The organism is Aliiroseovarius sp., assembly GCF_030148435.1.
Classification (GTDB): Bacteria; Pseudomonadota; Alphaproteobacteria; order Rhodobacterales; family Rhodobacteraceae; genus JASBTN01.
Map to the genome: position 1 here is coordinate 33,023 of NZ_JASBTN010000052.1, position 22,363 is coordinate 55,385.

A 22,363-nucleotide genomic window follows, 5' to 3' on the forward strand; every position below is an offset into this window, starting at 1 on the left:
CATCAGGTGTTATTCAATATCACAGCGGAATTTCGCGGGTTCCGCTTTGGGCGTATTCCCGGCATTCACGGCCTGGCCTCCCACGGTCGACCGTACCACATATTTCACCGAAACCCGACGTCTTGCGACAATCCGCGCCGGTCAGGCCACCTTCAGCAGACGCGCCTCGTAGGACCGCAGCACCGGGCGTGCGGTGTCGCCATAGATGCGCGGGTCGGCGCGCAGTTCGGGGAAGAGGGTGAAAAGCTCGTGACGCGCGGCCTCGGCCACCGCGCCCAGCCCGAGGTGGCCGGGGTGGAAGCTTTCGGTCGCCGCGCCATTGGCGAAGATGACCTCGTGGGTGTCGAACAGCAGATGGTAGTAGGTCACGGTTTCGCAGGCCTCCCGGGTCACGGTGGTGCCGTTCACCAGGTGTTTGGCGGGGACCATGACCTCGGAACTGTCGAACATCAGAACCGCGTCGGAGCCCTGGTAGACCATGCGGTGCTGCGGGCTGACCAGCAGGTCGCGCGTCGTGCCCAGAAGCCCCTTGCCGATGCGCACCGGGGCCAGGTCGCCCCTGCCGGCGGCCAGGCTCCTGTCGATCCAGCGGATCGGCCGGGGGCCGTGGTCGCGGGTCAGCACGAGGTCGCCGGGGCGCAGGGCCTCGATGGGACGTTCTCCATGCGGGGTCAGAATGCCGGTTCCGCCGGTAAAGCAGATGATCACACTCTCGATGTTGGTGAAGGTGATGATGGTGCCGTCGGACAGGGTGGCGGTTCCGTTTTCCGGGTTGCCGCCGTCGAAGCTCACGTCGGACCAGTCCTCGACCAGCCCGGACAGGTTCAGCACGTCGACATCCGAACCGTCGCCATCCTCGCCACCGTCGATGCCGATCGTGCCGCCGGAGCCGTCCAGCCCGTCGGTCGGGTCCAGCAGCAGCATGTCCGACCCGGTGCCGCCCGAGACGGTGTCACCGGCGCCGATATGGATCGTGTCCGCGCCCGCGCCGCCGTCCAGAATGTCCTGTCCCGCGCCGCCGATCAGGATGTCGTCGCCATCCTCGCCATAGATCGTGTCGTCGCCCGCGCCGCCATCCAGCGTGTCATTGCCCGGGTCATGGGGCAGGACGATGGTGTCGTAATGCACATCCGACACCCAGAGCGCCTGGCCCGAGGAGCCGGCGTTGGAGTATTCGATCTCGATCGTCGCTACCGGGCCGGGGATCGAGATATGGGCGTTGCCCTCCAGATCCGTGGCGCTTTCCGAACCGGCGCCTGCGGTGATCGTATTGCCCGACAGCGTGTCGGTGCCATTGACGGTGATCGATACCGGCACCGCGTTGCCATCGGCATCATAGGCGCGGACGGTAACAACGTCCTGCCAGCCGGACGTGTCGATGTCGTTGACGGTGAACACGACATTCCCGACCTCGTCGGAGGTGCCCGGGTTGTTCGAAAAGAAATCCAGCGTGGTGGTCGAGGTCGGCCCCAGCCCGGAGCCTCTCAGGTTCAGCGACGAGGTCGCGTTGAACGGATCGCCCGGCGCGACATAGATCGAGCTGGAGCTTTCCACCGAAATCTCGGAGGAATTGCCGTCATCGGCAAAGCTGACATTGACGCCGACATTTCCCGTGACCTGGGTGATCCCGCCCGAGATGTCCTCTTCGTCCGCGCCGGCCGCGTCCCAGTTCAGGCTTTCCGAACTCGCCGTGGCCGGGCCATTGCCCGCGTGGTCGCCGTAGATCGTGTCGTCGCCGTCGCCGCCCAGCACGGTGTCGTCGCCCGCGCCGGCGGTCACGGTGTCATTGCCGCCGCCCGCGGTGATCACGTCGTCATGCGAGCCGTCCGCCGCATCGCCATTGTCGACCCGGTCGCCATCCGGGTCGCCGCCATAGCTGGTGTCGATAATGTCGTCCGAGGCGGTGCCTTCGACCACGTAGTCGTTGCCGGTTGCGTCGCGCCAGTCGTAATCGGCGGTCAGGGGCGTGGCGCCGCCCGCGTCACCGTCGATGTCGGACAGGTTCAGCGTGCCGCCGGTTACGTCATTGTCGTTCACGTCCGGGCCGACCACGTCGTCCACCGCGTCCATGATCCCGTCGCCATCGCTGTCGCCGGAGCCGTCGATGGTGGCCTGATCGACGCCGTGGCCTGCCTCGACCACGTCCAGCACGCCGTCATTGTCGCTGTCGGTGTCGATGTAATCGGCGATCCCGTCACCGTCGGTATCGACCGGGGTCAGCCCCGCGCCATAGGCGTCGTCGATCCCGTCGCCATTCGCATCCACGCCGGAGGGCGCGATATAGCCGCCCGAGGTCTGCGCCTCGACATTGTCGGTAATGCCGTCGTTGTCGCTGTCCAGGTCCAGGTGGTCGGCAATGCCGTCCCCGTCGGTGTCGCGGGTCGTGGTGGTGGTCTCGACGGTAAAGACCTCGGTTGCGGTGGTGCCGAAATTCGGGTTGGTGCCGCTGTTCACCACTTCGGTGCCGTCGATGGCGATCGAATAGCTGGCGGTATTGCCGCCGGCCAGCCCGTCGCCATAGTCGTCCAGCATGGTGAAAGTGAAATCGCCCTCGGCGGGCACGGCCACGTCCCAGCTTTCCACGCCCGAGCTGTTCACGTCCCCGGTTGCGATCAGGTTGCCGTCCGGGTCGCGCAGCTCCCAGCGGGTATTGTCGATGCCGACATACTGGTCGCCGTCAACGGTAATGGTGATGGTTGTCGGGGTATTTGTGGCCAGGCCCTCTTCGCTGTCGAGAATGCCGTCGCCGTCGCTGTCCAGGATGGGCATGGTTATCCCCCCTTCACGCGCGCGATGGCGGCGTTCTGGAAGCGATCAAACATGGCGAAACCTCCGACCCGGTACTGTCGCCCCCGGTTGTCGCGGGCAAATGGGTCGGAAAGTTGGCAATTAGCGCGAATTTTCGTGGTTTTTTGGGTCTTAAGGGCGCGCACCCGGCATGAGGTTCGTGACGCAAGCCCCTATTTTCAGAGGATTTCAGGATTTGCGCCCGCCATGAAAACGGCCAGCCGGTCCAGCCCCTCGACAATGTCCCCGGTTGCCCGCGCATAGGAGAACCGCAGGGTCTGATGCCCTCGCAGGGGATCGAAATCCAGTCCCGGCGTGACCGCGACACCGGCGTGTTCGAGGATTTCGGCCGCGAAGGCGCGGCTGTCATTGGTGTGCTCGGAAACATCCGCGTAAATGTAGAAGGCGCCGTCCGGGGGCGCGAACCTGTCGAACCCGGCCCTGGGCAGCCCCTCGATCATCAACTGGCGGTTCTTCGCATAGACCTCCAGGTTCGCGCCCAGCTCGTCATGGCAGTCCATCGCGGCCAGCGCCGCCACCTGGCTGGCATGGGGCGAGCAGATGAACATGTTCTGGGCCAGCCGCTCGACAACCCGCACGTGGTTCTCGGGCACGACCATCCAGCCGACCCGCCAGCCGGTCATGCTGAAATATTTCGAGAAACTGTTGATCACATAGACCTCGTCCGAGATCTCCAGCGCCGAGACTGCGCGGCCCTCGTATTGCAGCCCGTGGTAGATCTCGTCGGAAATGAAACTGGCGCCCATGCCATGGGCCGCGCCGATCAGCGCCTCCAGGTGGGCATGGTCCAGCATCGTGCCCGACGGGTTGGCGGGCGAGGCGGTGATCAGCCCGGCCAGCCCTTGCGGAAGGTCTGCTGGCACCGGTTGCAGGCGATTTTCGGCCGACGTGGGAATGCCCACGGGCTGCAGGTCCAGCGCGCGCAGGATCTGGCGATAGGAGGGATAGCCGGGTTCGCCCAGCCCCACCTTGTCGCCCGCGTCGAACAGCGCGGTGAAACCCAGGATGAAGGCGCCGGAACTGCCCGGAGTCACCACCACGCGGGATGGGTCCAGGTTGATATTATACCAGTCTTTATAAAGACTTGCGATGCGTTCCCGCAGGTCTGGCATGCCCAGGGCCACGGTATATCCCAGCGCGTCCCCCTCCATCGCCACGGCCAGCGCCCTGCGGGCGCCCGCCGGGGCCGGGGTGCCGGGCTGGCCGACCTCCATGTGGATGATGTGTCGCCCGGCGGCTTCGGCGGCGCGGGCGGCCTCCATCACGTCCATCACAATGAAGGGGTCAACCTGGGATCGGCTTGAGTTTCGCATGGCTACCTCTTTAGAGTTCGGCCAACGGGTTGCACCCAGAGGAGGCGAAGTCAATGGCAGGCAGGATCATGGCAGCTATTCTGGCCGCAGCCATCGCGGTCGCCATTGCGCTGCCTGCGCGGGCCCAGACGATTCTGCGCGATCCCGATATCGAACGTGCGCTCAGGGAACTGGCCAGGCCGATCCTCAATGCGGCCGGCCTGTCGGCGGCGCGGATCAAGGTGCTGGTGATCCATGACGACAAGATGAATGCCTTCGTGGCCGACAACGGGCACATCTTCCTGCATTCGGGGCTGATCCTGCGCCTGAAGTCGGCCGAGCAGGTGCAGGCGGTGATCGCCCATGAGGTCGCCCATATCGCCAATGGCCACCTGGCCCGCCGGGCCGCGAATTATCAGGTGGCGCGCAATACCGCCATCATGGGCACGATCCTGGCCGGGGTGGCCGCCGCGGCCGGGGGCGGAAAGGGCGCCGCCGGGATTGCCGTCGGGGTGCAGAGCAGCGCGATGCGCAGTTTCTTCGCCCATACCCGCGCCGAGGAAGCCAGCGCCGACCAGTCCGCGCTGCGCTACTTGGCCGCCAACGGGATCGACACGCAAGCCATGGCACAGGTGTTGGAGCTGTTTCGCGGCCAGGAGGCCCTGTCCGTCGGCCGCCGCGACCCCTATGCGCTGACCCACCCGCTCAACCGTGACCGGATTCGCGCCGTGGCGGGTTTTGCCGCCGGCTTTGCCGACCGCACCCGCGAGAGACCCGAGGATGGCTATTGGTTCGCCCGGGCCCGGGGCAAGCTGTCGGCCTTCATCCGGTCTCCGGCGACCACCTTCCGCGAGGTCGGGCGCACGCCCGGGCAGGGGGATGTCACCGCGCGCCTGCGCCGCGCCGTGGCCTATCACCGCCAGCCCAGGCCGGACCGCGCCATCGCCGAGATCCAGTCCCTTGTCGCGGCCTATCCGGACGACCCCTTCCTGGCGGAGCTGCAAGGGCAGATCCTGCTTGAGAACAGGCAGTTCGGCGCCGCCGTGCAAGCCTATCGCCGCGCCGCGCAGAAGGCGCCCTCGAACGGGTTGGTCCTGGCGGGCTACGGCCGGGCGCTTCTGGCCCGCAATACCCGCGCCAGCAATGCCGAGGCGCTGAAGGTGCTGACCAGGGCGCGCGACCGCGACCCCTATTCGCCGCTGATGCTGCGCGACCTGGGCCTGGCCCATGCGCGGGCCGGCAACAACGGCATGGCCGCGCTGATGAGCGCGGAACGCTACGCGCTGATCGGTCGCTTGAAAGACGCGGTGCCCCATGCGAAACGGGCACAGGGTCTTTTGCCCCGCGGATCGAACGGCTGGAACCGCGCCCAGGATATTCTGACCGCCGCACGCGCGGTCTCCAGATAACGGAGAGATACATGAAACGCCTTGCCCCGAAATGTCTGGCCCTGATCCTTGCCGCCGCCACCTTCCTGGCGCCCCCCGCGCTGGCCACCGAGCTGACCGAGATGACGGCGGAGGAACGCGCGGCCTTCCGCGCCGAGGTCCGTGCCTATCTGCTGGACAACCCCGAGGTGCTGATGGAGGCGATCGACGTGCTGGAACGCCGCCAGGCCGCCGCGGCCGTGGCCAATGACAGCGAGCTGATTGCCAACAACGCCGACGAGCTGTTCAACGACGGCTATTCCCATGTGGCGGGCAACCCCGATGGCGATGTCACCATGGTGGAATTCGTCGACTACCGCTGCAGCTACTGCCGCAAGGCGTTCCCGGAGCTGAAGGCGCTGATCGAGACCGATGGCAACATCCGGGTGATCTTCAAGGAATTCCCGATCCTCGGAGAGGCATCGACCCTGTCCTCGCAATTCGCCATCTCGACCCAGCTGGTTGCCGGGCAGGCGGCATATGGCCCGATGCATGACGCGCTGATGACACTGCGCGGCAATCCTTCGGAGGCGGTGCTGGTGGAGATGGCCAACGACCAGGGTCTGGACGGTGAGGCGATCTGGAACGGCATGTCCGACCCACGGGTGGCCGAGATCATTCGCAACAACCACCTTCTGGGCCAGCGCATGCAGATTTCCGGCACGCCGACCTTCGTGGTGGAGGACCAGATGCTGCGCGGTTACGTGCCGCTTGACGGCATGATGCAGATCGTGGCCGAACTGCGCGCCGCCAAGGAGGGTTGAGCGCGTGCGGCAGCTCTGGGCCGGGCTGGTTCTTGTCTGTCTGACCGGGATCGGGGTCGGGGTCGGGGGCGCGCTTGCGCAGGGCTCCGGCCCGGAACTGACCGCGCTTGCCCGGCTGACCGGGGCGCCCACGCTTGAGGACAGCCGCCGTGGCACGACGCTGGAGCTGTCGCTGACCCGGCCCGTGCCCTGGCGCATCTTTACCCTCGACGGGCCACCGCGCCTGGTGCTGGATTTTTCGCAGCTCGACTTCACCGGCACGGATGGCGCCGCGATGACGAACGGGTCGGAGCGGGTGGCCTCCGTGGCCCATGGGCTCTGGCGTCCGGGCTGGACACGCATGGTGCTGGAACTGGCCGCGCCACTGAAAGTGACCCGGGCGGGCATGCGGACCGCCGGGGCAGGGGCGGCAACCCTGTCGGTCGTTCTTGCCCCGACCAGCGCCGAAGACTTCGCCGCAAACGCCGGTGCGCCGCCGTCGGCCGTTTTCACCGATGAGCCCGGGCGCGATCTGGCCGCACCGCGCACCCGGCAGGCCGGCGACCGCCCGCTGATCGTGGTGCTGGACCCGGGCCATGGCGGCATCGATCCGGGCGCCGAAGGCGACGGGGTGATCGAGGCCGATCTTGTTCTGAGCTTCGCCCTGGAACTGCGCGAGCTTCTGCTGCGCGCTGGCGGGTTCGAGGTGGTCATGACCCGTGAGGACGACCGGTTCGTGCCGCTGGAAAGCCGTGTGAGCATAGCCCGGCGCGCCGGGGCCGACGTCTTTCTGTCGCTCCACGCGGATGCCCTGGCGCAGGGGCGGGCAACCGGGTCCACGGTCTATACCCTGTCCGAGGACGCTTCGGACATCGCCTCGCAGAAACTGGCCGAACGCCATGACCGTGGCGACCTTCTGGCGGGTGTCGATCTGAGCCGGCAGGGCGACGAGGTCGCGCTGGTGTTGATGGACATGGCCCGCCGCGAAACCGCGCCGCGTTCCCTGGCCCTGGCGGCGGCGCTGGTGCAGGGGATCCATTCCGCCACCGGCTCGACCCACAAGACGCCGCAGTTGCAGGCCGGGTTCTCGGTCCTCAAGGCGCCGGATATTCCGTCGGCCCTGATCGAGCTGGGCTATCTGTCGTCGAAAGTGGATCGCGATCGGCTGACGGACCGGCAGTGGCGCGCGCGCGCGGCGCAAGGCATTCGTGACGCGTTGCAATACTGGGCCATACAGGATGCCGCCGAGGCGGTGCGCCTGCGCCAGTAGCTCCCCCTTGCGCCCACGGGTCCGGTGGGGCAACCATGTCTCCCATGACGGAAACGGTCGACAACATCCCCGAAACCGCCCTGGCCTGGCACCAGGCAGGCGCCGGTGCCGCCCTGGCCACGGTGGTCCAGACCTGGGGCAGCGCGCCGCGTCCGGTGGGCAGCCAGATGGCGGTCTCCGGCGCGGGCGAGATCGCCGGCAGCGTGTCGGGCGGCTGTGTCGAGGGGGCGGTGGTGCTGGAGGCGCAGGAGGCGCTGGGCGACGGGCAATCGCGTCTGCTCAGCTTTGGCGTCGACGACGGCACCGCCTTTGCGGCGGGGCTTGCCTGTGGCGGGCAGATCAAGGTGCTGGTGGAGCCGGTGGGCGCTGCCCTGCCGGAACAGATGCTGGCCGATCTGGTTGCCGCCCGGGCGGCACGTCAGCCCCGCGCCTACGCGGTGGATGTCGAAAGCGGCGCGCGTCGCCTGACAGGCCCCGGCACGTATGAACAGCGGTTTCGCAAGGACCGTTCCGGGTTCGAACCGGACGGGCGCACCTTCGTCGCCATCCACAACCCGCCCCTGCGGCTGATCGTGGTCGGCGCGGCCCATATCGCCCAGGCGCTGATCCCGATGGCGCGCATGGCGGGATTCGACCCGGTGCTGATCGACCCGCGCGGCGCCTTTGCCACCGCGGCGCGGTTCCCGGACGTCGAGATTTACGGGGACTACCCGGATGAGGTGCTGTCCGATCTCGGGCTGGATGCGCGTAGCGCCGTCGTCACCCTGTCCCATGACCCCAAGATCGACGACCCGGCGATCGAGGCCGCGCTGGCGGCGCAGGTCGCCTATCTGGGCTGTCTCGGTTCGACCCGGACCCATGCGAAACGCCTTGAACGGCTGACCGAACGGGGCTTTACCGACGCGCAGGTGGCGCGCATTCACGCGCCGGTGGGGCTGGATATCGGGGCGGTGACGCCCTCCGAGATTGCCGTGGCAGTGCTGGCCGAAATGGTCGCGAACCTGCGGAAACCGGGATGAAATTCGGTCCGGTCCCCCCGCGCGACGCCGAAGCCGCGGTGCTGGCCCATTCCATGGCCGTGCCCGGCGGGCGGCTGCGCAAGGGCAAGATCCTGCGCGCGGAAGATGTGGCCGCACTGGAGGCGGCCGGGCTGACCGAGGTCATCGTGGCGCGGCTGGAACCGGGGGACGTGGGCGAGGACGAGGCAGCGACCCGCCTGGCGGTAGCGCTGCTGGGGGAAGACCCTCAGGCCACCGGGCTTGCGCCGACCAAGGCCACCACCGGGCGGGTCAACCTGATCTCGCAGGTCAGGGGCGTTGTCGACCTGTCGCGCGACGCGATCAACGCGATCAACGCAATCGACCCGATGATCACCGTCGCCACGGTGCCCCAATGGCAGCGCATGGGACAGGGCGGCATGGTCGCGACGATCAAGATCATCGCCTATGCGGTGCCCGAAAACGCCTTGCAACGCGCCTGCGACGCGGCACGCGGGGCCATGCGTATGCGCCCCGCCGTTCTGAATGCCGCCGCGCTGGTGCAGACCGCCATCGGTGACGAGGACGGGGAAAAGGGCCATCGCGCCCTGCACGGGCGGCTGAAGGCGCTTGGGGTGAGCCTGGGCGAGAAACAGGTCGTGCCCCATGAGGTCGGTGCCCTTGCGCGGGCGATTTCGGCCGCGACTGGTGACGTGCTTTTCATCCTCACCGGATCGGCGACTTCCGATATCCGCGACGTGGCGCCCGAGGCGCTTTGCCAGGCCGGGGGCCGGGTGGTGCATTTTGGCATGCCGGTGGACCCGGGCAACCTTCTTTTCCTGGGCGATCTGGCTGGCCGACCGGTGATCGGCCTGCCGGGCTGTGCGCGCTCTCCGGCGCTCAATGGCGCGGATTGGGTGATGGAGCGCATCCTCTGCGGCGTGCCCGTCGGACCTGCCGAGATCGCCGCCATGGGCGTTGGCGGATTGCTCAAGGACATCCCGCAACGCGGCCGGATGCGCGACGCCTGAGCGGTGAATATGGCGCCGGACTCCGGGCGCCACATCCGACCGAATGGTCAGATATTCGCAACCGCAGCAAGATTGAGGGGTTCTCACAGGCCCGTTCCCGTGCTTTGCTGACGGTAACTTACAAAAATGAATTAACAAGGGAGGAATAGATGGCACAGGTCTCAATGACCGTGAATGGAAAGGCCGTTTCCGCCGAGGCCGAGGGGCGTACGCTCCTGTCGCAGTTTCTGCGGGAGACGCTTGGCCTGACCGGCACCCATGTCGGCTGCGATACCGGGCAATGCGGAGCCTGCACGGTCCATGTGAACGGCAGGATGGTCAAGAGCTGCAACATGTTCGCCGCCGAAGCCGACGGTGCACGGATCACCACGATCGAAGGCATGGCCGAAGCGGACGGCTCGCTGGGGGCGATCCAGGCGGCCTTCCGGGAGCATCACGGGCTGCAATGCGGCTTCTGTACCCCGGGCATGGTAATGGCAGCGGCGGCGCTGCTGGCCGACAATCCCAAACCCAGCGAAGCGGACATCCGCGCCCATCTGTCGGGCAATCTGTGCCGCTGCACAGGGTACCACAACATCGTCAAGGCGATCATGGCGGCCTCCGGTCAGGATGTCGGCGCGATTGCCGCGGAATAACGCAAACAACAGGATTCGGAGATAATGAAGACCTTCTTGAAAAGCACGACGATTGCCATGCTGATTGCCGCCCCGGCCACCGCCCCCGCCCTGGCGGAGGGCTGGTCGGTCTACGATCTGGGCGAAGTGCCCGGTGATCGCGAAAACTGCATGAGACGCGCGCGCAACACCATTGCCAGCTACATGTTCGATCACGGAGGCGGAGAAACCGCTGTCGCCAGCTGGACCACCTATGGCTACGACCTGCGTCCGGGCGACCAGGACGCGGTGATCATGTGCCCGGTGGTCAACGGGAATGTGGTGAATGCCTTTCTGACCGTTCACGGCAGTACCACCGAGGATGAGCGCATCTTTTCCGCCGACGAGATCGAAAGGATCTGGAACAGCATGAAATAGGCTGAACAAGCCAGGGACCGGTCCCCCGGAGGAGAGAGGACCGGCCCAAGCACAAACAGGGAGGAAAACATGCCTGCAGATGGAGGCATCGGCGCGCCGAACAAGCGCCGTGAAGACGTGCGGTTCCTGACCGGAAAGGGCAAGTATACCGACGACCTGAACCGGCCCGGCCAGGCCCATGTGATCTTCGTGCGCAGCCAGGTGGCCCATGGCAACCTGACCGCCGTGAACACCGACGAGGCCGCCGCGATGCCGGGGGTGATCCGTATCTTTACCGGCGCCGATTTCGCCGAGGTGGGCGGGTTGCCCTGCGGCTGGCAGGTGACGGACAGGCACGGTGAACCGATGCAGGAGCCCGCTCACCCGGTGCTGGCCCAGGGCAAGGTGCGCCATGTGGGCGACGCGATTGCCGCCGTGGTGGCCGAGACCGCCGATCAGGCCCGCGACGCCGCCGAGGCGGTCGAGGTCGAGATCGACGAACTGCCCGCCGTGGTGGACATGAAGGCCGCGCTTGCCGCCGATGCGCCCAAGGTGCACGACGACCTGAGCTCGAACCTCTGTTACGACTGGGGCTTCGTCGAGGAAAACAAGGCGGCGGTGGAAGAGGCCTTTGCCAATGCCGCCCATGTCACCACGCTGGAACTGGTCAACAACCGGCTGATCGCCAACCCGATGGAGCCGCGTGTGGCCATTGGCGATTATGATGCGGCGGGCGGGGACAGCACCCTCTATACCACCAGCCAGAACCCGCATGTGATCCGCCTGCTGATGGGCGCCTTCGTGCTGGGCATTCCCGAACACAAGCTGCGCGTTGTCGCGCCGGATGTGGGCGGCGGTTTCGGCTCGAAGATCTTCCATTACGCCGAAGAGGCCTTCTGCACTTTCGCCGCCAAGGCGCTCGAGCGGCCGGTCAAGTGGACCTCGACCCGGTCCGAGGCCTTCATCACCGATGCCCATGGCCGCGACCACGTGACCACGATCCAGCTGGCGCTGGACGCGGACAACAACTTCACCGCAATTCGCACCGATACCCATGCGAATATGGGCGCCTACCTGTCCACGTTCGCGCCCTCGGTGCCGACCTGGCTGCATGGCACGCTGATGGCGGGCAACTACAGGACGCCGCTGATCTATGTGAACGTGAAGGCGGTGTTTACCAACACCGTGCCGGTGGACGCCTATCGCGGTGCCGGACGGCCCGAGGCGACCTTCCAGTTAGAACGCGTGATCGACAAGGCCGCGCGGGAGCTGGGGGTGGATCCGATTGCGCTGCGCCGCCAGAACTTCATCACCGAATTCCCCTATGCCACGCCCGTGGCGGTGGAATATGACACCGGCAACTATGTCGCGACGATGGACAAGCTCGAAGAGATCGCGGATCTCGCCGGGTTCGATGCGCGTCGTGCGGAAAGCGCCGCGAAGGGCAAGCTGCGCGGGCTGGGGGTGAACTGCTATATCGAAGCTTGCGGCATTGCGCCCTCGAACCTTGTCGGACAGCTGGGTGCACGTGCCGGGCTTTACGAAAGCGCCACGGTGCGGGTCAATGCGACCGGTGGGTTGGTCGTCATGACCGGGTCGCACAGCCACGGGCAGGGGCATGAAACCGCCTTCCCGCAGGTGGTCGCGGACATGATTGGCATCGATCCGTCGATGGTCGAGATCGTGCACGGCGATACTGCCAACACGCCGATGGGCATGGGCACATATGGTTCGCGCTCGCTGGCGGTCGGCGGCAGCGCCATGGTGCGCGCGACCGAAAAGATCATTGCCAAGGCCAAGAAGATCGCCGCCCACCTGATGGAGGCCGCCGAGGGCGATATCGAGCTCAAGGACGGCCAGTTCAGCGTGGCGGGCACCGACAAGTCGGTCGCCTGGGGCGATGTGACCCTGGCCGCTTACGTGCCGCACAACTACCCGCTGGAGGACATCGAACCGGGGCTGGAGGAAACGGCGTTCTACGACCCGGCCAACTTCACCTACCCGGCGGGCGCCTATGCCTGCGAAGTGGAGGTCGATCCCGACACCGGCAAGGTGACGATCGAACGGTTCTCGGCGGCGGATGACTTCGGCAATATCGTCAACCCGATGATCGTCGACGGGCAGGTCCATGGCGGGCTGGGGCAGGGGATCGGTCAGGCCCTGCTGGAACATGCGGTCTATGACGAGGATGGGCAGCTTCTGTCCGGCTCCTATATGGACTATGCAATGCCGCGCGCCGATGACGTGCCTTTCTATACGGTCGATCATTCCTGCCAGACCCCCTGCACGCACAACCCGCTGGGCGTGAAGGGCTGCGGCGAGGCCGGGGCCATTGGCTCCCCCCCTGCGGTGGTGAACGCGGTGGTGGATGCGCTGCGCTCGGCCGGGCACGATGTGACCCATATCGACATGCCTTTGTCACCCCATCGGGTGTGGCAGGCCATGCAAGCGTGAGGAGGACGGATCATGTATGAATTCGACATTGAAAAGCCCTCGACCATCGACGAGGCCGTGGCGGCTCTGGCGAGTGACGAGGCCCAGGCGCTGGGCGGAGGACAGACCCTGATCCCGACCCTGAAACAACGGCTGGCGGCGCCCGGCGTGCTGGTCTCGCTGGGCGGGATCGACGCGCTGAAGGGGATCCGGCCGGAGGGCGATACCCTGGTGATCGGCGCGGGCACGTGCCACGCCGATGTGGCTGCGGATGGCACCATCCCGGCGCTCTCGGCGCTGGCGGCGGGGATCGGCGATCCGGCGGTGCGCAATCGCGGCACCATTGGCGGCTCACTGGCCAACAACGACCCCTCGGCCTGCTACCCGGCGGGCGTGCTGGGGCTGGGGGCAACCGTGGTAACAAACCAGCGCGAGATCGGGGCAGGGGACTTCTTTACCGGCCTGTTCGAAACCGCTCTGGAAGATGGCGAGATCATTACCGCGGTGAAACTGCCCCGGCCCGAGGCGGCGGCCTACGTGAAGTTCGAACAACCGGCCTCGCGTTTTGCCCTGGTGGGCGTTTTCGTGTCGCGCACCGGCACGGAGGTGCGCGTCGCGGTGACAGGCGCGTCCGAGGACGGTGTGTTCCGCTGGACCGAGGCCGAAGCAGCCCTGTCGGCCAATTTCGCGCCCGATGCGCTGGACGGGATGAGCCCCGATGGCGATATGATCTCGGATATTCACGGTTCGGCCGAATACCGGGCGCATCTGGTGGCGGTCTTGACGAAGCGGGCCGTGGCGGCCTGCTGACAATTCGGCCCTTGAGGGATGGGAGCGCCCCGCCGGGAGCGGCGGGGCGTTTTCGTGTCGTGAATCGGGAAAGGCTTGAAGCAGGCGTCAACCATGAAAGATGTTTGATTTCAGCTGGTTGCCCCTAATTTCCAGATCCCCGAATTCCACCCGTTCGAAAAACAAAACCCCCGCCTGGGGCAGGGGTTCGGTCTCGTCGCTCTCGGCAGCGTTGTCTGCGAAACCGCGCCTGTCGCGGTAACAGTTTCACGGGGTGAACCTGTTACTTCTGCAGCGGCCCGATCATCATGATCATCTGGCGGCCTTCCATCTTCGGCATGTTCTCGACCTTGCCGATTTCCTTGATGTCTTCCGCCACGCGTTCCAGCAGCTCACGGCCCAGGTTCTGGTGCGCCATTTCACGGCCGCGGAAACGCAGCGTCACCTTGACCTTGTCGCCGTTCTGCAGGAATTTCACCACGTTGCGCATCTTGACGTCATAGTCGTGGGTGTCGGTGTTCGGGCGGAACTTGACCTCCTTGACCTCGATCGTCTTCTGCTTCTTGCGCGCCTCGCTTTCCCGCTTCTGCTGTTCGTATTTGAACTTGCCGAAATCCATGATCTTGCACACGGGCGGAGTCGCGTTGGGCGAGATCTCGACCAGGTCCAGACCGGCCTGCTCGGCCAGCTCCATGCCACGAGACGGCGACACCACGCCGACGTTTTCGCCATCAGCGCCGATCAGGCGGATTTCCGTAGCGCGGATGCGGCCATTCACGCGGGGTCCGGTGTCGCGCTGCGGGGGCGCATTATGAGGTCTGCGGGCTATGAGTTCATTCCTTCTGAAGTTGCCGATAAGACTTGGAGCAGGAAACTAATCGCCTACCCCAATCTTATCAAGCCGATAGTTGCCGAATTGATGCGCGTGCAGCATTTCTCCCCTTGCGGTGGCCCGGACAAATCTTCCACATGCCTCGTGTATGGCGCGGGGGACGTCGCGCCACTGACACGTGAGGATAGTCACATGAACAAGACCTGGATCATTGCTCTTCTGCTGATTGCCGCCGGTGTGGGCGGCTATGTCTGGTATTCTGGCCAGCAGGGGGAAGAGCCCGCGCCGGTGGCCGAGGCGCCGGTAACGGAAGACTCGCCCGAGGAAGAAAGCCCGGCCGAAGAGGCATCAGACACCGTGACCGGAGCCGTGGATGCCGCCGCCGACGCGGCCAACGAGGCCGTGGAAGCCGCCGCCGAGGCCGTGACCGGCGCCGTGGAAGAGGCCACCGAGGGCATGGGGGCCGTTGGCGAGGCGATCAACGATGCCGTGAGCGACCTGACCGGGTCGGCCACGGATGCGGCAGCGGATGCTGTTGACGCGGCGACCGACGCGGTGTCCGATGCCATGGGCGCGGCCAAGGATGGCGCCGATGCCGCGACCGACATGGCCGGCGACGCGGTCGAGGCCGTGGCCGAGCCTGCCGCCGATGCCGCGCAGGCAACGGCCGAGGCCACGCCGGGCGCCGATGCCCTGACCCCGGAAACCTTCGATGCAGGGAAACTGGGCGAACTGGTCGATGGTTCGGACCTGGGCGACGTTCAGAAACTGGCGCTGAAGGCCGCGATCCAGAAGGCCGCCGAGAACCCGGAACTGGTGCAAGCCGCGATCGATCAGGTCAGGTCGGCCCTGGGGCTGTAACCGCCTGACACCAACAGAGTCCCGCCGTCAGGCGGGGCTCTTTTGCCCGCTGATCGGAAAGACCCGGTCATAGGCAAGGGAAAACACATAGGTAAAGCCCACCACGAATGTCGTGATGGTGGCATCCGTCGCCAGGGCCTGCCACAGTTCCAGCCCCAGCCACACCATGTAGATCGGCAGCGAGGTCAGCATAAGGCAGCCCTCGAACCCCAGCGCATGGGCAAGGCGCCCAAGCCGCGAGCGCTGCGAAGAAATGCGCCCGCGCCGCGCGTCCCAGTGGTCGAACACCCAGTTCCAGGCCAGGCTGACCAGCATTGCCTTGCCCGACAGAACCACGCCCAAAAGCCCGATTTCACCCAGCCCCTTTTCAAGGAATACGGCCCCCGCAGGCACCAGGAAAGCCATCAGGGTCAGTTCGAAACTGACTGTGTAGCGCAGCCGATCACGGCCGGATCTGAGGGGGATGTCTTGGGACATGGGGGCTCCTTTCCTCTTGTCTATTATCAGGAAACAAGCCTTATGATAGTCGGGATATATCTGAAGTTCTGATGGGTGGGCCATGCCAACTCTTGACCAGTTGCGCTGTTTCAAACGGACCGTCGAGACCCGGAGCTTCTCGGCCGCCGCGCGCTCCATGAGCCGGGCGCAGTCGGCGGTGTCGACCGCGATTGCCAATCTCGAGATCGACCTTGGTGTCGAACTGTTCGACCGTTCGGGCCGCAGCCCGGTGCTGACCGAAGCCGGGCGCAGTCTGCTGCCTCATGCCGAGGCCGTGCTATTGGGGCATCGGGAGCTGACCGCCATGGCGCAATCCCTGCATGACGGGGTTGAAACACGGCTGGGTCTGGCGGTGGAGCGGGGACTGGAACGGGGCGAATTGCTTGATCTGTTGGCGGAATTCGGGGCCGAGTTTCCCCATGTCGCCTTGACGGTCCTGACGCCGGGGCCGGATGACGCGGGTGCGCTTCTGCGCAGCGGGCGGGTGCAGCTGGGGCTTATGGTGGAACGCGAAAGCTATCCGGCCGGGTTCCGGTTCCAGGGGGTCGGGCATGGGCGGCTGCTGCCGGTCTGCGCCGCCGATCACGCTTTGGCGCGGCTCGAAACCGTGGACTACAAGGCGCTGCGGGCGTATCGGCAGATCCTTTTGCGCAGCCGGCGCGAAGACAGCGTGGCGGGCAGCGAGCAGCTCAGCCCGTCCACCTGGCAGACCGAGGATCCGCGTCTGGCCGCCGCGCTGGTCGCGCGGGGCCTGTGTTGGGGGGAACTTCCGCGCGAGGCGGTGGCCGAGGGGCTGGAAACCGGGCAGCTGATCCGCTTGCGCCCGGTGTTTCAGAGCAGCGATCAACTGGAAGGAATAGACGTGGTCTGGACCGAGCGCGTCGCCCTGGGGCCGGCGGGGCAGTGGCTGCGCCGCCGCCTGGTCGCCTTGAGCGAAACGCTCTGGAAGCTGTGAACCAACCCCCATGGAAACGAAAAACGGAGGGCCAATGCCCTCCGTTCTCGTGTTTCAATCCGGACCGTGCTCAGTCCAGGAAGGCTTTTTCGACCACATAGGTCTTGGGATTCGAGTTCGCGCCTTCCTCCAGCCCGAATTCCTCGAGCATGTCCTTGAGTTCCAGGTTGAACGCCAGGTTGCCGCAGATCATCGCGCGGTCGGTCTCCGGCGAGATCGGCGGCACGCCCAGATCCTCGAAGGCTTCGCCCGAGCGCATCAGGTCGGTGATGCGGCCCATCTTGGCACTCTCTTCGCGGGTGGTGGTCGGGTAGTATTTGATCTTCTTCCAGAAGCCCTCGCCGATCACTTCGTTCAACAGCTCGTCGTCCTTCAGCGCCTCGATCAGCTCGCGGCCATAGGTCAGCTCACCGGCCTCGCGGCAGGTGTGGGTGATGATGACCTCGTCATAATCCTCGTAGGTCTGCGGTTCACGCAGCAGCGACGCAAACGGCGCAAAGCCGGTGCCGGTGGCAAAGAACCAGAGGCGCTTGCCGGGCAGCAGCGCGTCATGAACCAGAGTGCCCACGGGCTTGGGGCGCAGGATCACCTGGTCGCCGGGCTGGATGTGCTGCAGCTTCGAGGTCAGCGGGCCGTCCTGCACCTTGATCGAGTAGAATTCCATTTCCTCATCCCAGCTGGGCGAGGCAATGGAATAAGCGCGCAGCAGCGGTTTCTGCTTGCCGGTCTTGGGATCCGGGTCGCCCATCAGGCCGATCATGACAAATTCACCCGAGCGGAATCGCAGGCTTGCAGGGCGCGTACAGCGGAAGCTGAACAGGCGGTCGGTGTAGTGTTTCACCTCGGTGACGGTCTGCGCATCGGGCAGGGTCGGCACGGCACGTTCCTTTGCGGTGCGGATGGTCGCGGCTTCGGTCACGGGATTGTCCACTGATGTCATTTCGTTCATGGGCTCCAACGGGGCCCGGGCCCCGTCCTCTGTTGGCTGCTATATATGGGATATAGGTTAGGCGGGTCTAGCCCCGAAGGCGGGACTGATAGTCACGTTCCTGCCAGTCGGCCCGGAATTTCCAGTCGCCCTCGGGCTGGCGGGCGGCCTGTTCGTCCGAAATCTCGACCTCGTCGAAACCGGAGCGCCGGGCCATCGCGTACTGGTCGCTGATGACATGGCCCTTGGCGCGCAGGCGACCGGTAAATCCTTGCAAACGCAGCTGTTTTGCAATGGTAAAACCACGCCCGTCCGCAAAGCTGGGGAAGTCGACGCGGATCAGCGCGATACCCTCGAAGGCACCGGTCAGGCTGGCCGGATCCACGTCCGAGCCCAGATCCAGTGCCCGCGTGTCATTCGCGGCGCGTTCGTCGCGGGTTGCGAAACCCTGCGTCCAGTCGTCGCGGGCAAAACCTTGATCGGTTACGATAACGCTCATGGCGTGTCCTTTCACGGGTCGCGGCCTATCCCGTCAGCCCTGAAGGGAGGGTGGGATACGCCGGAAGTTTGTTGTCTTGTTTCGGGCGTTCAGCTCGGCGCGCCGACACGTACCATCTTGCCATCCACGAAATGGATGCCGCATTCGACTTTCTCTTCGCCCCGCCAGCGGCCCGCGCGCGGGTCTTCGCCCGGCTTGACCGCGCTTGTGCACGGCGCACAGCCGATCGATGGGAAGCCCTTGGCGACCAGCGGGTGGCGCGGCAGGCGGTTGTTGATCATATAGTCGCCCACGTCACCCGGTGCCCAGTGGGCCAGCGGGTTGATCTTGAGGCGCACGCGATCGGGTTCAAAGAACTCCATGTCCGCGCGTTTGCCGCCCTGGAAGCGCTTGCGGCCGGTGATCCAGGCATCGAACCCCTCCAGCGCCTTTTCCAGCGGCTGGACCTTGCGCAACTCGCAGCAGGCATCGGTGTCCGCCAGATGCAGGATATTGTCCGGGTCGCCGTGGAACAGCGCCTCGGCGTCGGGCCGGATCACGCGGACATCGGTCAGGCCCAGTTTCTCGCTGACCTCGATCTGATAGTCGAGCGTCTCGGAAAACAGCATCTGCGTGTCCAGAAAAATAACGGGAGTGGAGCGGTCAACCCGTGCAACCATGTGCAACAGGGCAACAGACTCCGCCCCGAAGCTGGAAACCATGGCAACGGAGCCGACTTGGGGATCGGTCAGGGCACGTTCCAGCACCGAGTGCGCCGAATGGTGGCGGTACCGGTCATTGAGGGCGTTCGCGCGCTCCTCCAGATTCGGAATGGGGGCTTCAAGCGGCATTGGCTTTGCTTTCCGGGTAGAGCGCCGCTTTGAACGGCGCGTCGCCTAGGCGACGGTAGGCCTCCAGGAAGGTTTCGGAGGCATCTTCACGCAGCTCGAGATAGGCCATCACCAGACGCTCGACCGCGGGTACGATGGCGTCATAGGCGAAACCGGGTCCGGCGCGGGTGCCGATCACGGTGTCGGGACCACCGTCACCGCCAAGGGTGATCTGGTAGTTCTCGACCCCGGCACGGTCCAGCCCCAGGATGCCGATATGGCCCAGGTGGTGGTGGCCGCAGGCGTTGATGCAGCCCGAGATCTTGATCTTCAGCGGGCCGATTTCATGCTCCAGCTTCAGTTCGTCGAACCGGGTGGCGATCTCCTGCGCGACCGGGATCGCGCGGGCAGTGGCCAGGGCGCAGTAATCCATGCCCGGGCAGGCGATGATGTCCGAGATCAGACCGGCGTTGGCGGTGCCCAACCCTGCGGGCTTCAGCGCGGCATAAAGCGCGGGCAGGTCGGCGACATGCACATGGGGCAGGATCACGTTCTGCTCGTGGCTGATGCGGATGTCGTCGTGACCGTAGCGTTCGGCCAGATCGGCGATCAGGCGCATCTGGTCCGAGGTCGCATCGCCCGGCGTTTGCCCATGTTTCTTGATCGAGATCGTGACGATGCGGTAGTCGGCCTCGCGGTGGGCGTCCACATTGGTGTCGACCCAGCTGCGGAACACCGGGTCGGTGTCGTAGGCGGCGTGGAACGGGGCGTCGTCGGCGGTTTTGAACGCGGGCCGGGTAAAGGTCGACTGGATGTGGCGGAACAGCTCCTGGTCGATGCCCGAGAACAGCGGCTTGAGCTGGGCAAAGCGGGCCTCGACCTTCTCGCGCAGCGTGTCCAGCCCGTTCTCCAGCGAGGTGATCTTGATGCGCGCCTTGTATTTGTTGTCGCGCCGGCCCAGCGTGTTGTAGACGCTGACCACGGCCTCGACGTAAGGCAGCAGGTCTTCGCGCGGCAGGAAATCGGCCAGAACCTGACCGACGATCGGGGTCCGGCCCAGACCGCCGCCCACCAGCACCTGGTAGCCAACCTCGCCTTCCGCGTTCCTGACGATGCGAATGCCCACGTCATGGGCCTTGGTCACTGCCCGGTCGGCCGCCGAGCCGGTCACGGCCAGCTTGAACTTGCGCGGCAGGAACTGGAATTCCGGGTGGTCGGTGGACCACTGGCGCAAGAGCTCGGCGGTGGGGCGGGGGTCTTCGATCTCATCCGCCGCGGCGCCGGCGAAGTGGTCGGCGGTCACGTTGCGGATCGTATTGCCCGAGGTCTGGATCGCGTGCATCTGCACATCGGCCAGCGCATCCAGCATGTCCGGCACGTCGGTCAGTTTCGGCCAGTTGTACTGGACGTTCTGACGGGTGGTGAAGTGACCATAGCCCTTGTCCCAGCGGTCGGCGATCATTGCCAGCTGGCGCATCTGGTGCGGATTGACCGACCCGTAGGGAATGGCGACACGCAGCATGTAGGCATGGAGCTGCAGATAGAGGCCGTTCATCAGGCGCAGCGGCTTGAATTCGTCCTCGGTCAGCGCCCCCGAAATGCGGCGTTCGACCTGATGGCGGAACTGGTCGACACGGGCACGCACGAAGCTCTCGTCGAAATCGCTGTAATCATACATGGCGGACGGCCTCCTGTTTGCCGTGGGCGTAGTTGGACGGGCCCTTGGCCCGGAAATCCTCGCGGAAGTGGGTCGGGGCAGGGCCGTTGTCGCCCGCCGCGGCATCGGCCAGGTAGGCGCCGACCGCGATATGCGGCTGGGTCTCGGCCTCGAACAGGCGGGCGTTGGCGTCGCCCTCGTCGGTCAGCAGGTGCGCGGCCGCGAGGTCGCGCACCCAGCTGCCATCCGTGGCCAGGTAGATAACGTCACCGCTGATCAGGTCATTTGCGGTGACGACCTTGGGAGTGAAAGCGCGGGCCATTGGATGCTCCGATGTGAATTGGGTTCGTGTTCCGGTGAATATAGGAGAATTTCCCGGCTCATGCAGCCCGGCAGGGGTGGAAAGGGAAGATTGTTCCTTATAGGTTGGCCAAAGGAACATGTGTCCCGAATCGAAGGAGAAAACGGAATGTCGGTGCGTCTGGACGATCTGGATCGGAAAATCCTGCGCGAGCTGCAGCGCGACGCAGGGCAGTCTTTGGACGTGATCGCCAAGACCGTGGGCAGTTCGAAGACCCCTGTGTGGAACCGGATTCGCAAGATGCGCGAGGCCGGTGTGGTGGGGCAGCAGACCGTGTTGCTGGACGCCGAAAGCCTTGGGTTCGAGGCCTGTTTCTTCGTGCTGATCCGCACGTCGGAACATGAGGCCGACTGGCAGGACAAGTTCCTGCAGGTGCTGCGCGACCGCCCCGAGGTGCTTGAGGCACACCGGCTGGCGGGCGAGATCGACTATATCCTCAAGGTCCGCGTGGCCAATGCGCGGGCCTATGACGAGTTTTACCAGGCGCTGATTTCCGAGGTCAAGATTTTCAACGTGACGGCTTTGTTGTCGATGGAGGAGATCAAGTTTACCACGGAATTGCCGGTGTAGAGATCAGAGTTGGGGGGAGCCTCCCAGGCCGCGCCGAAGCTGGGAGGCTGGCTCCCCGGACCGCACCGAAGCCGGGGGGGCAGCCCCCGTCGCCATTGTCGCTCGGACCAATGGCGCATCAAGGGAGACCCCCGGGATGCTTAAAGAAAGATGAAAGAGAGGGGTGGGGTGTTCAGCGCTGCACCATCAGCCGCTTCACCCCGTGGAAGTGGTAGACATCTGCGTATTCCGGCGCCGCTGTCAGGGCCAGATCGGGGCAGCGGTCAAACAGGATCGGCAGGGCCGTCATCAGTTCCAGCCGGGCCAGTGGCGTGCCGATGCAGAAATGCACCCCGGCGCCGAAACTGGCGTTCTGCCTGATCGGGCGCAGGGGATCGAACCGGTCCGGGTCCTCCCACGCCACCGGGTCGCGATTGGCCGAGGCGAGAAGCAGCCCGACCTCATCACCGCGTTTGAAGGCATGGCCGAAAAGATCCATGTCCTCATAGACATAGCGGGTGAACATATGCAGAGGGGGATCGAGGCGCAGGGTCTCTTCGACCAGCGTTTCGGCGTTTTCTGCCGTGGGCCGGACCCCGGTCTCGAGCAGCAGTTTCACGGCATTGGCCAGGGC

22 protein-coding genes are annotated in these 22,363 nt (G+C 65.5%); 12 read left to right on the forward strand and 10 right to left on the reverse strand.

Annotated elements, in window-relative coordinates; all coding sequences use genetic code 11:
- Positions 1 to 141 precede the first annotated feature (141 nt).
- Together Q1V43_RS09520 and Q1V43_RS09525 are read right to left on the reverse strand one after the other, a co-directional pair.
- Positions 142 to 2,769, reverse strand: coding sequence for a Hint domain-containing protein (locus tag Q1V43_RS09520; RefSeq protein ID WP_300516985.1), 2,628 nt, complete (start codon positions 2,767 to 2,769; stop codon positions 142 to 144).
- A 197-nt stretch (positions 2,770 to 2,966) separates the two neighbouring features.
- Positions 2,967 to 4,121, reverse strand: coding sequence for an aminotransferase class I/II-fold pyridoxal phosphate-dependent enzyme (locus Q1V43_RS09525; RefSeq protein ID WP_300516987.1), 1,155 nt, complete (start codon positions 4,119 to 4,121; stop codon positions 2,967 to 2,969).
- A gap of 53 nt (positions 4,122 to 4,174) precedes the next feature.
- Between Q1V43_RS09525 and Q1V43_RS09530 the strand changes: the two genes are divergently transcribed.
- From Q1V43_RS09530 to Q1V43_RS09570, 9 genes are all read left to right on the forward strand, one after another.
- Positions 4,175 to 5,509, forward strand: a complete 1,335-nt coding sequence (locus Q1V43_RS09530; RefSeq protein WP_300516989.1) for a M48 family metalloprotease — start codon at positions 4,175 to 4,177, stop codon at positions 5,507 to 5,509.
- 11 nt (positions 5,510 to 5,520) lie between these two features.
- On the forward strand, positions 5,521 to 6,291 hold the full coding sequence (locus Q1V43_RS09535; protein WP_300516991.1) for a DsbA family protein: 771 nt from the start codon (positions 5,521 to 5,523) through the stop codon (positions 6,289 to 6,291).
- Between the two features lie 4 nt (positions 6,292 to 6,295).
- On the forward strand, positions 6,296 to 7,540 hold the full coding sequence (locus Q1V43_RS09540) for an N-acetylmuramoyl-L-alanine amidase (RefSeq protein ID WP_300516994.1): 1,245 nt from the start codon (positions 6,296 to 6,298) through the stop codon (positions 7,538 to 7,540).
- Positions 7,541 to 7,584: 44 nt separating this feature from the next.
- The gene (locus Q1V43_RS09545) at positions 7,585 to 8,559 is read left to right on the forward strand and encodes an XdhC/CoxI family protein (protein ID WP_300516995.1); all 975 of its coding nucleotides are present in this window, start codon (positions 7,585 to 7,587) and stop codon (positions 8,557 to 8,559) included.
- Positions 8,556 to 9,548, forward strand: a complete 993-nt coding sequence (locus Q1V43_RS09550) for a molybdopterin-binding protein (protein WP_300516997.1) — start codon at positions 8,556 to 8,558, stop codon at positions 9,546 to 9,548. The genes Q1V43_RS09545 and Q1V43_RS09550 overlap by 4 nt, the downstream gene beginning before the upstream one ends.
- 149 nt (positions 9,549 to 9,697) lie before the next feature.
- A complete protein-coding gene (locus tag Q1V43_RS09555) occupies positions 9,698 to 10,183 on the forward strand; it encodes a (2Fe-2S)-binding protein (RefSeq protein ID WP_300516999.1) in 486 nt (161 codons plus the stop codon).
- 24 nt (positions 10,184 to 10,207) lie between these two features.
- The gene (locus tag Q1V43_RS09560; protein ID WP_300517001.1) at positions 10,208 to 10,579 is read left to right on the forward strand and encodes a hypothetical protein; all 372 of its coding nucleotides are present in this window, start codon (positions 10,208 to 10,210) and stop codon (positions 10,577 to 10,579) included.
- A 69-nt stretch (positions 10,580 to 10,648) separates the two neighbouring features.
- Positions 10,649 to 13,012 carry a xanthine dehydrogenase family protein molybdopterin-binding subunit gene (locus Q1V43_RS09565; RefSeq protein ID WP_300517003.1) on the forward strand — a complete coding sequence of 788 codons (2,364 nt, stop codon included), beginning with the start codon at positions 10,649 to 10,651 and terminating at the stop codon, positions 13,010 to 13,012.
- Between the two features lie 12 nt (positions 13,013 to 13,024).
- Positions 13,025 to 13,801 carry a xanthine dehydrogenase family protein subunit M gene (locus Q1V43_RS09570; RefSeq protein WP_300517005.1) on the forward strand — a complete coding sequence of 259 codons (777 nt, stop codon included), beginning with the start codon at positions 13,025 to 13,027 and terminating at the stop codon, positions 13,799 to 13,801.
- 262 nt (positions 13,802 to 14,063) lie between these two features.
- Here Q1V43_RS09570 and infC read toward each other — a convergent pair whose 3' ends face one another.
- The gene (gene infC / locus Q1V43_RS09575; protein WP_366146215.1) at positions 14,064 to 14,609 is read right to left on the reverse strand and encodes a translation initiation factor IF-3; all 546 of its coding nucleotides are present in this window, start codon (positions 14,607 to 14,609) and stop codon (positions 14,064 to 14,066) included.
- A 195-nt stretch (positions 14,610 to 14,804) separates the two neighbouring features.
- On the opposite strand from infC, the gene Q1V43_RS09580 reads away from it, so the two are divergent.
- Positions 14,805 to 15,473: a hypothetical protein gene (locus tag Q1V43_RS09580; RefSeq protein ID WP_300517010.1), complete on the forward strand. Its 669-nt coding sequence runs from the start codon at positions 14,805 to 14,807 to the stop codon at positions 15,471 to 15,473.
- Positions 15,474 to 15,500: 27 nt separating this feature from the next.
- Here Q1V43_RS09580 and Q1V43_RS09585 read toward each other — a convergent pair whose 3' ends face one another.
- Positions 15,501 to 15,950: a PACE efflux transporter gene (locus tag Q1V43_RS09585; RefSeq protein ID WP_300517012.1), complete on the reverse strand. Its 450-nt coding sequence runs from the start codon at positions 15,948 to 15,950 to the stop codon at positions 15,501 to 15,503.
- Between the two features lie 82 nt (positions 15,951 to 16,032).
- On the opposite strand from Q1V43_RS09585, the gene Q1V43_RS09590 reads away from it, so the two are divergent.
- Positions 16,033 to 16,926 carry a LysR family transcriptional regulator gene (locus Q1V43_RS09590; RefSeq protein ID WP_300517015.1) on the forward strand — a complete coding sequence of 298 codons (894 nt, stop codon included), beginning with the start codon at positions 16,033 to 16,035 and terminating at the stop codon, positions 16,924 to 16,926.
- A 70-nt stretch (positions 16,927 to 16,996) separates the two neighbouring features.
- On the opposite strand, the gene Q1V43_RS09595 is transcribed toward Q1V43_RS09590, so the two are convergent.
- The 5 genes from Q1V43_RS09595 to Q1V43_RS09615 all read right to left on the reverse strand — a co-directional run bounded on the left by Q1V43_RS09595 (position 16,997) and on the right by Q1V43_RS09615 (position 21,141).
- A complete protein-coding gene (locus tag Q1V43_RS09595; protein ID WP_300517018.1) occupies positions 16,997 to 17,875 on the reverse strand; it encodes a ferredoxin--NADP reductase in 879 nt (292 codons plus the stop codon).
- 67 nt (positions 17,876 to 17,942) lie between these two features.
- Entirely contained in the window at positions 17,943 to 18,353 is a 411-nt protein-coding gene (locus Q1V43_RS09600; RefSeq protein WP_300517021.1) for a DUF934 domain-containing protein, read from the reverse strand.
- A gap of 89 nt (positions 18,354 to 18,442) precedes the next feature.
- Positions 18,443 to 19,183, reverse strand: coding sequence for a phosphoadenylyl-sulfate reductase (locus Q1V43_RS09605; RefSeq protein WP_300517024.1), 741 nt, complete (start codon positions 19,181 to 19,183; stop codon positions 18,443 to 18,445).
- A complete protein-coding gene (locus Q1V43_RS09610) occupies positions 19,173 to 20,840 on the reverse strand; it encodes a nitrite/sulfite reductase (RefSeq protein ID WP_300517027.1) in 1,668 nt (555 codons plus the stop codon). The genes Q1V43_RS09605 and Q1V43_RS09610 overlap by 11 nt, the downstream gene beginning before the upstream one ends.
- Positions 20,833 to 21,141, reverse strand: a complete 309-nt coding sequence (locus Q1V43_RS09615) for a DUF2849 domain-containing protein (protein WP_300517030.1) — start codon at positions 21,139 to 21,141, stop codon at positions 20,833 to 20,835. The genes Q1V43_RS09610 and Q1V43_RS09615 overlap by 8 nt, the downstream gene beginning before the upstream one ends.
- A 147-nt stretch (positions 21,142 to 21,288) precedes the next feature.
- Here Q1V43_RS09615 and Q1V43_RS09620 point away from each other — a divergent pair, with 147 nt between their 5' ends.
- Positions 21,289 to 21,750, forward strand: a complete 462-nt coding sequence (locus Q1V43_RS09620) for an Lrp/AsnC family transcriptional regulator (protein WP_300517033.1) — start codon at positions 21,289 to 21,291, stop codon at positions 21,748 to 21,750.
- A 172-nt stretch (positions 21,751 to 21,922) separates the two neighbouring features.
- Here Q1V43_RS09620 and Q1V43_RS09625 read toward each other — a convergent pair.
- Positions 21,923 to 22,363: cytochrome P450 (locus Q1V43_RS09625; RefSeq protein ID WP_300517036.1), on the reverse strand; the 441-nt coding region annotated here is incomplete at its 5' end.

Bases quoted from the DNA above. Each gene is read 5' to 3' on its own strand.
- Q1V43_RS09595 (WP_300517018.1), bottom strand. From the start codon at position 17,875: ATGAACGAAATGACATCAGTGGACAATCCCGTGACCGAAGCCGCGACC.
- Q1V43_RS09520 (WP_300516985.1), bottom strand. From the start codon at position 2,769: ATGCCCATCCTGGACAGCGACGGCGACGGCATTCTCGACAGCGAAGAG.
- Q1V43_RS09535 (WP_300516991.1), top strand. From the start codon at position 5,521: ATGAAACGCCTTGCCCCGAAATGTCTGGCCCTGATCCTTGCCGCCGCC.
- Q1V43_RS09600 (WP_300517021.1), bottom strand. From the start codon at position 18,353: ATGAGCGTTATCGTAACCGATCAAGGTTTTGCCCGCGACGACTGGACG.
- Q1V43_RS09530 (WP_300516989.1), top strand. From the start codon at position 4,175: ATGGCAGGCAGGATCATGGCAGCTATTCTGGCCGCAGCCATCGCGGTC.
- Q1V43_RS09570 (WP_300517005.1), top strand. From the start codon at position 13,025: ATGTATGAATTCGACATTGAAAAGCCCTCGACCATCGACGAGGCCGTG.
- Q1V43_RS09590 (WP_300517015.1), top strand. From the start codon at position 16,033: ATGCCAACTCTTGACCAGTTGCGCTGTTTCAAACGGACCGTCGAGACC.
- Q1V43_RS09550 (WP_300516997.1), top strand. From the start codon at position 8,556: ATGAAATTCGGTCCGGTCCCCCCGCGCGACGCCGAAGCCGCGGTGCTG.
- Q1V43_RS09620 (WP_300517033.1), top strand. From the start codon at position 21,289: ATGTCGGTGCGTCTGGACGATCTGGATCGGAAAATCCTGCGCGAGCTG.
- Q1V43_RS09525 (WP_300516987.1), bottom strand. From the start codon at position 4,121: ATGCGAAACTCAAGCCGATCCCAGGTTGACCCCTTCATTGTGATGGAC.
- Q1V43_RS09565 (WP_300517003.1), top strand. From the start codon at position 10,649: ATGCCTGCAGATGGAGGCATCGGCGCGCCGAACAAGCGCCGTGAAGAC.
- Q1V43_RS09555 (WP_300516999.1), top strand. From the start codon at position 9,698: ATGGCACAGGTCTCAATGACCGTGAATGGAAAGGCCGTTTCCGCCGAG.
- Q1V43_RS09605 (WP_300517024.1), bottom strand. From the start codon at position 19,183: ATGCCGCTTGAAGCCCCCATTCCGAATCTGGAGGAGCGCGCGAACGCC.
- Q1V43_RS09610 (WP_300517027.1), bottom strand. From the start codon at position 20,840: ATGTATGATTACAGCGATTTCGACGAGAGCTTCGTGCGTGCCCGTGTC.
- Q1V43_RS09580 (WP_300517010.1), top strand. From the start codon at position 14,805: ATGAACAAGACCTGGATCATTGCTCTTCTGCTGATTGCCGCCGGTGTG.
- Q1V43_RS09545 (WP_300516995.1), top strand. From the start codon at position 7,585: ATGACGGAAACGGTCGACAACATCCCCGAAACCGCCCTGGCCTGGCAC.
- Q1V43_RS09615 (WP_300517030.1), bottom strand. From the start codon at position 21,141: ATGGCCCGCGCTTTCACTCCCAAGGTCGTCACCGCAAATGACCTGATC.
- Q1V43_RS09585 (WP_300517012.1), bottom strand. From the start codon at position 15,950: ATGTCCCAAGACATCCCCCTCAGATCCGGCCGTGATCGGCTGCGCTAC.
- Q1V43_RS09560 (WP_300517001.1), top strand. From the start codon at position 10,208: ATGAAGACCTTCTTGAAAAGCACGACGATTGCCATGCTGATTGCCGCC.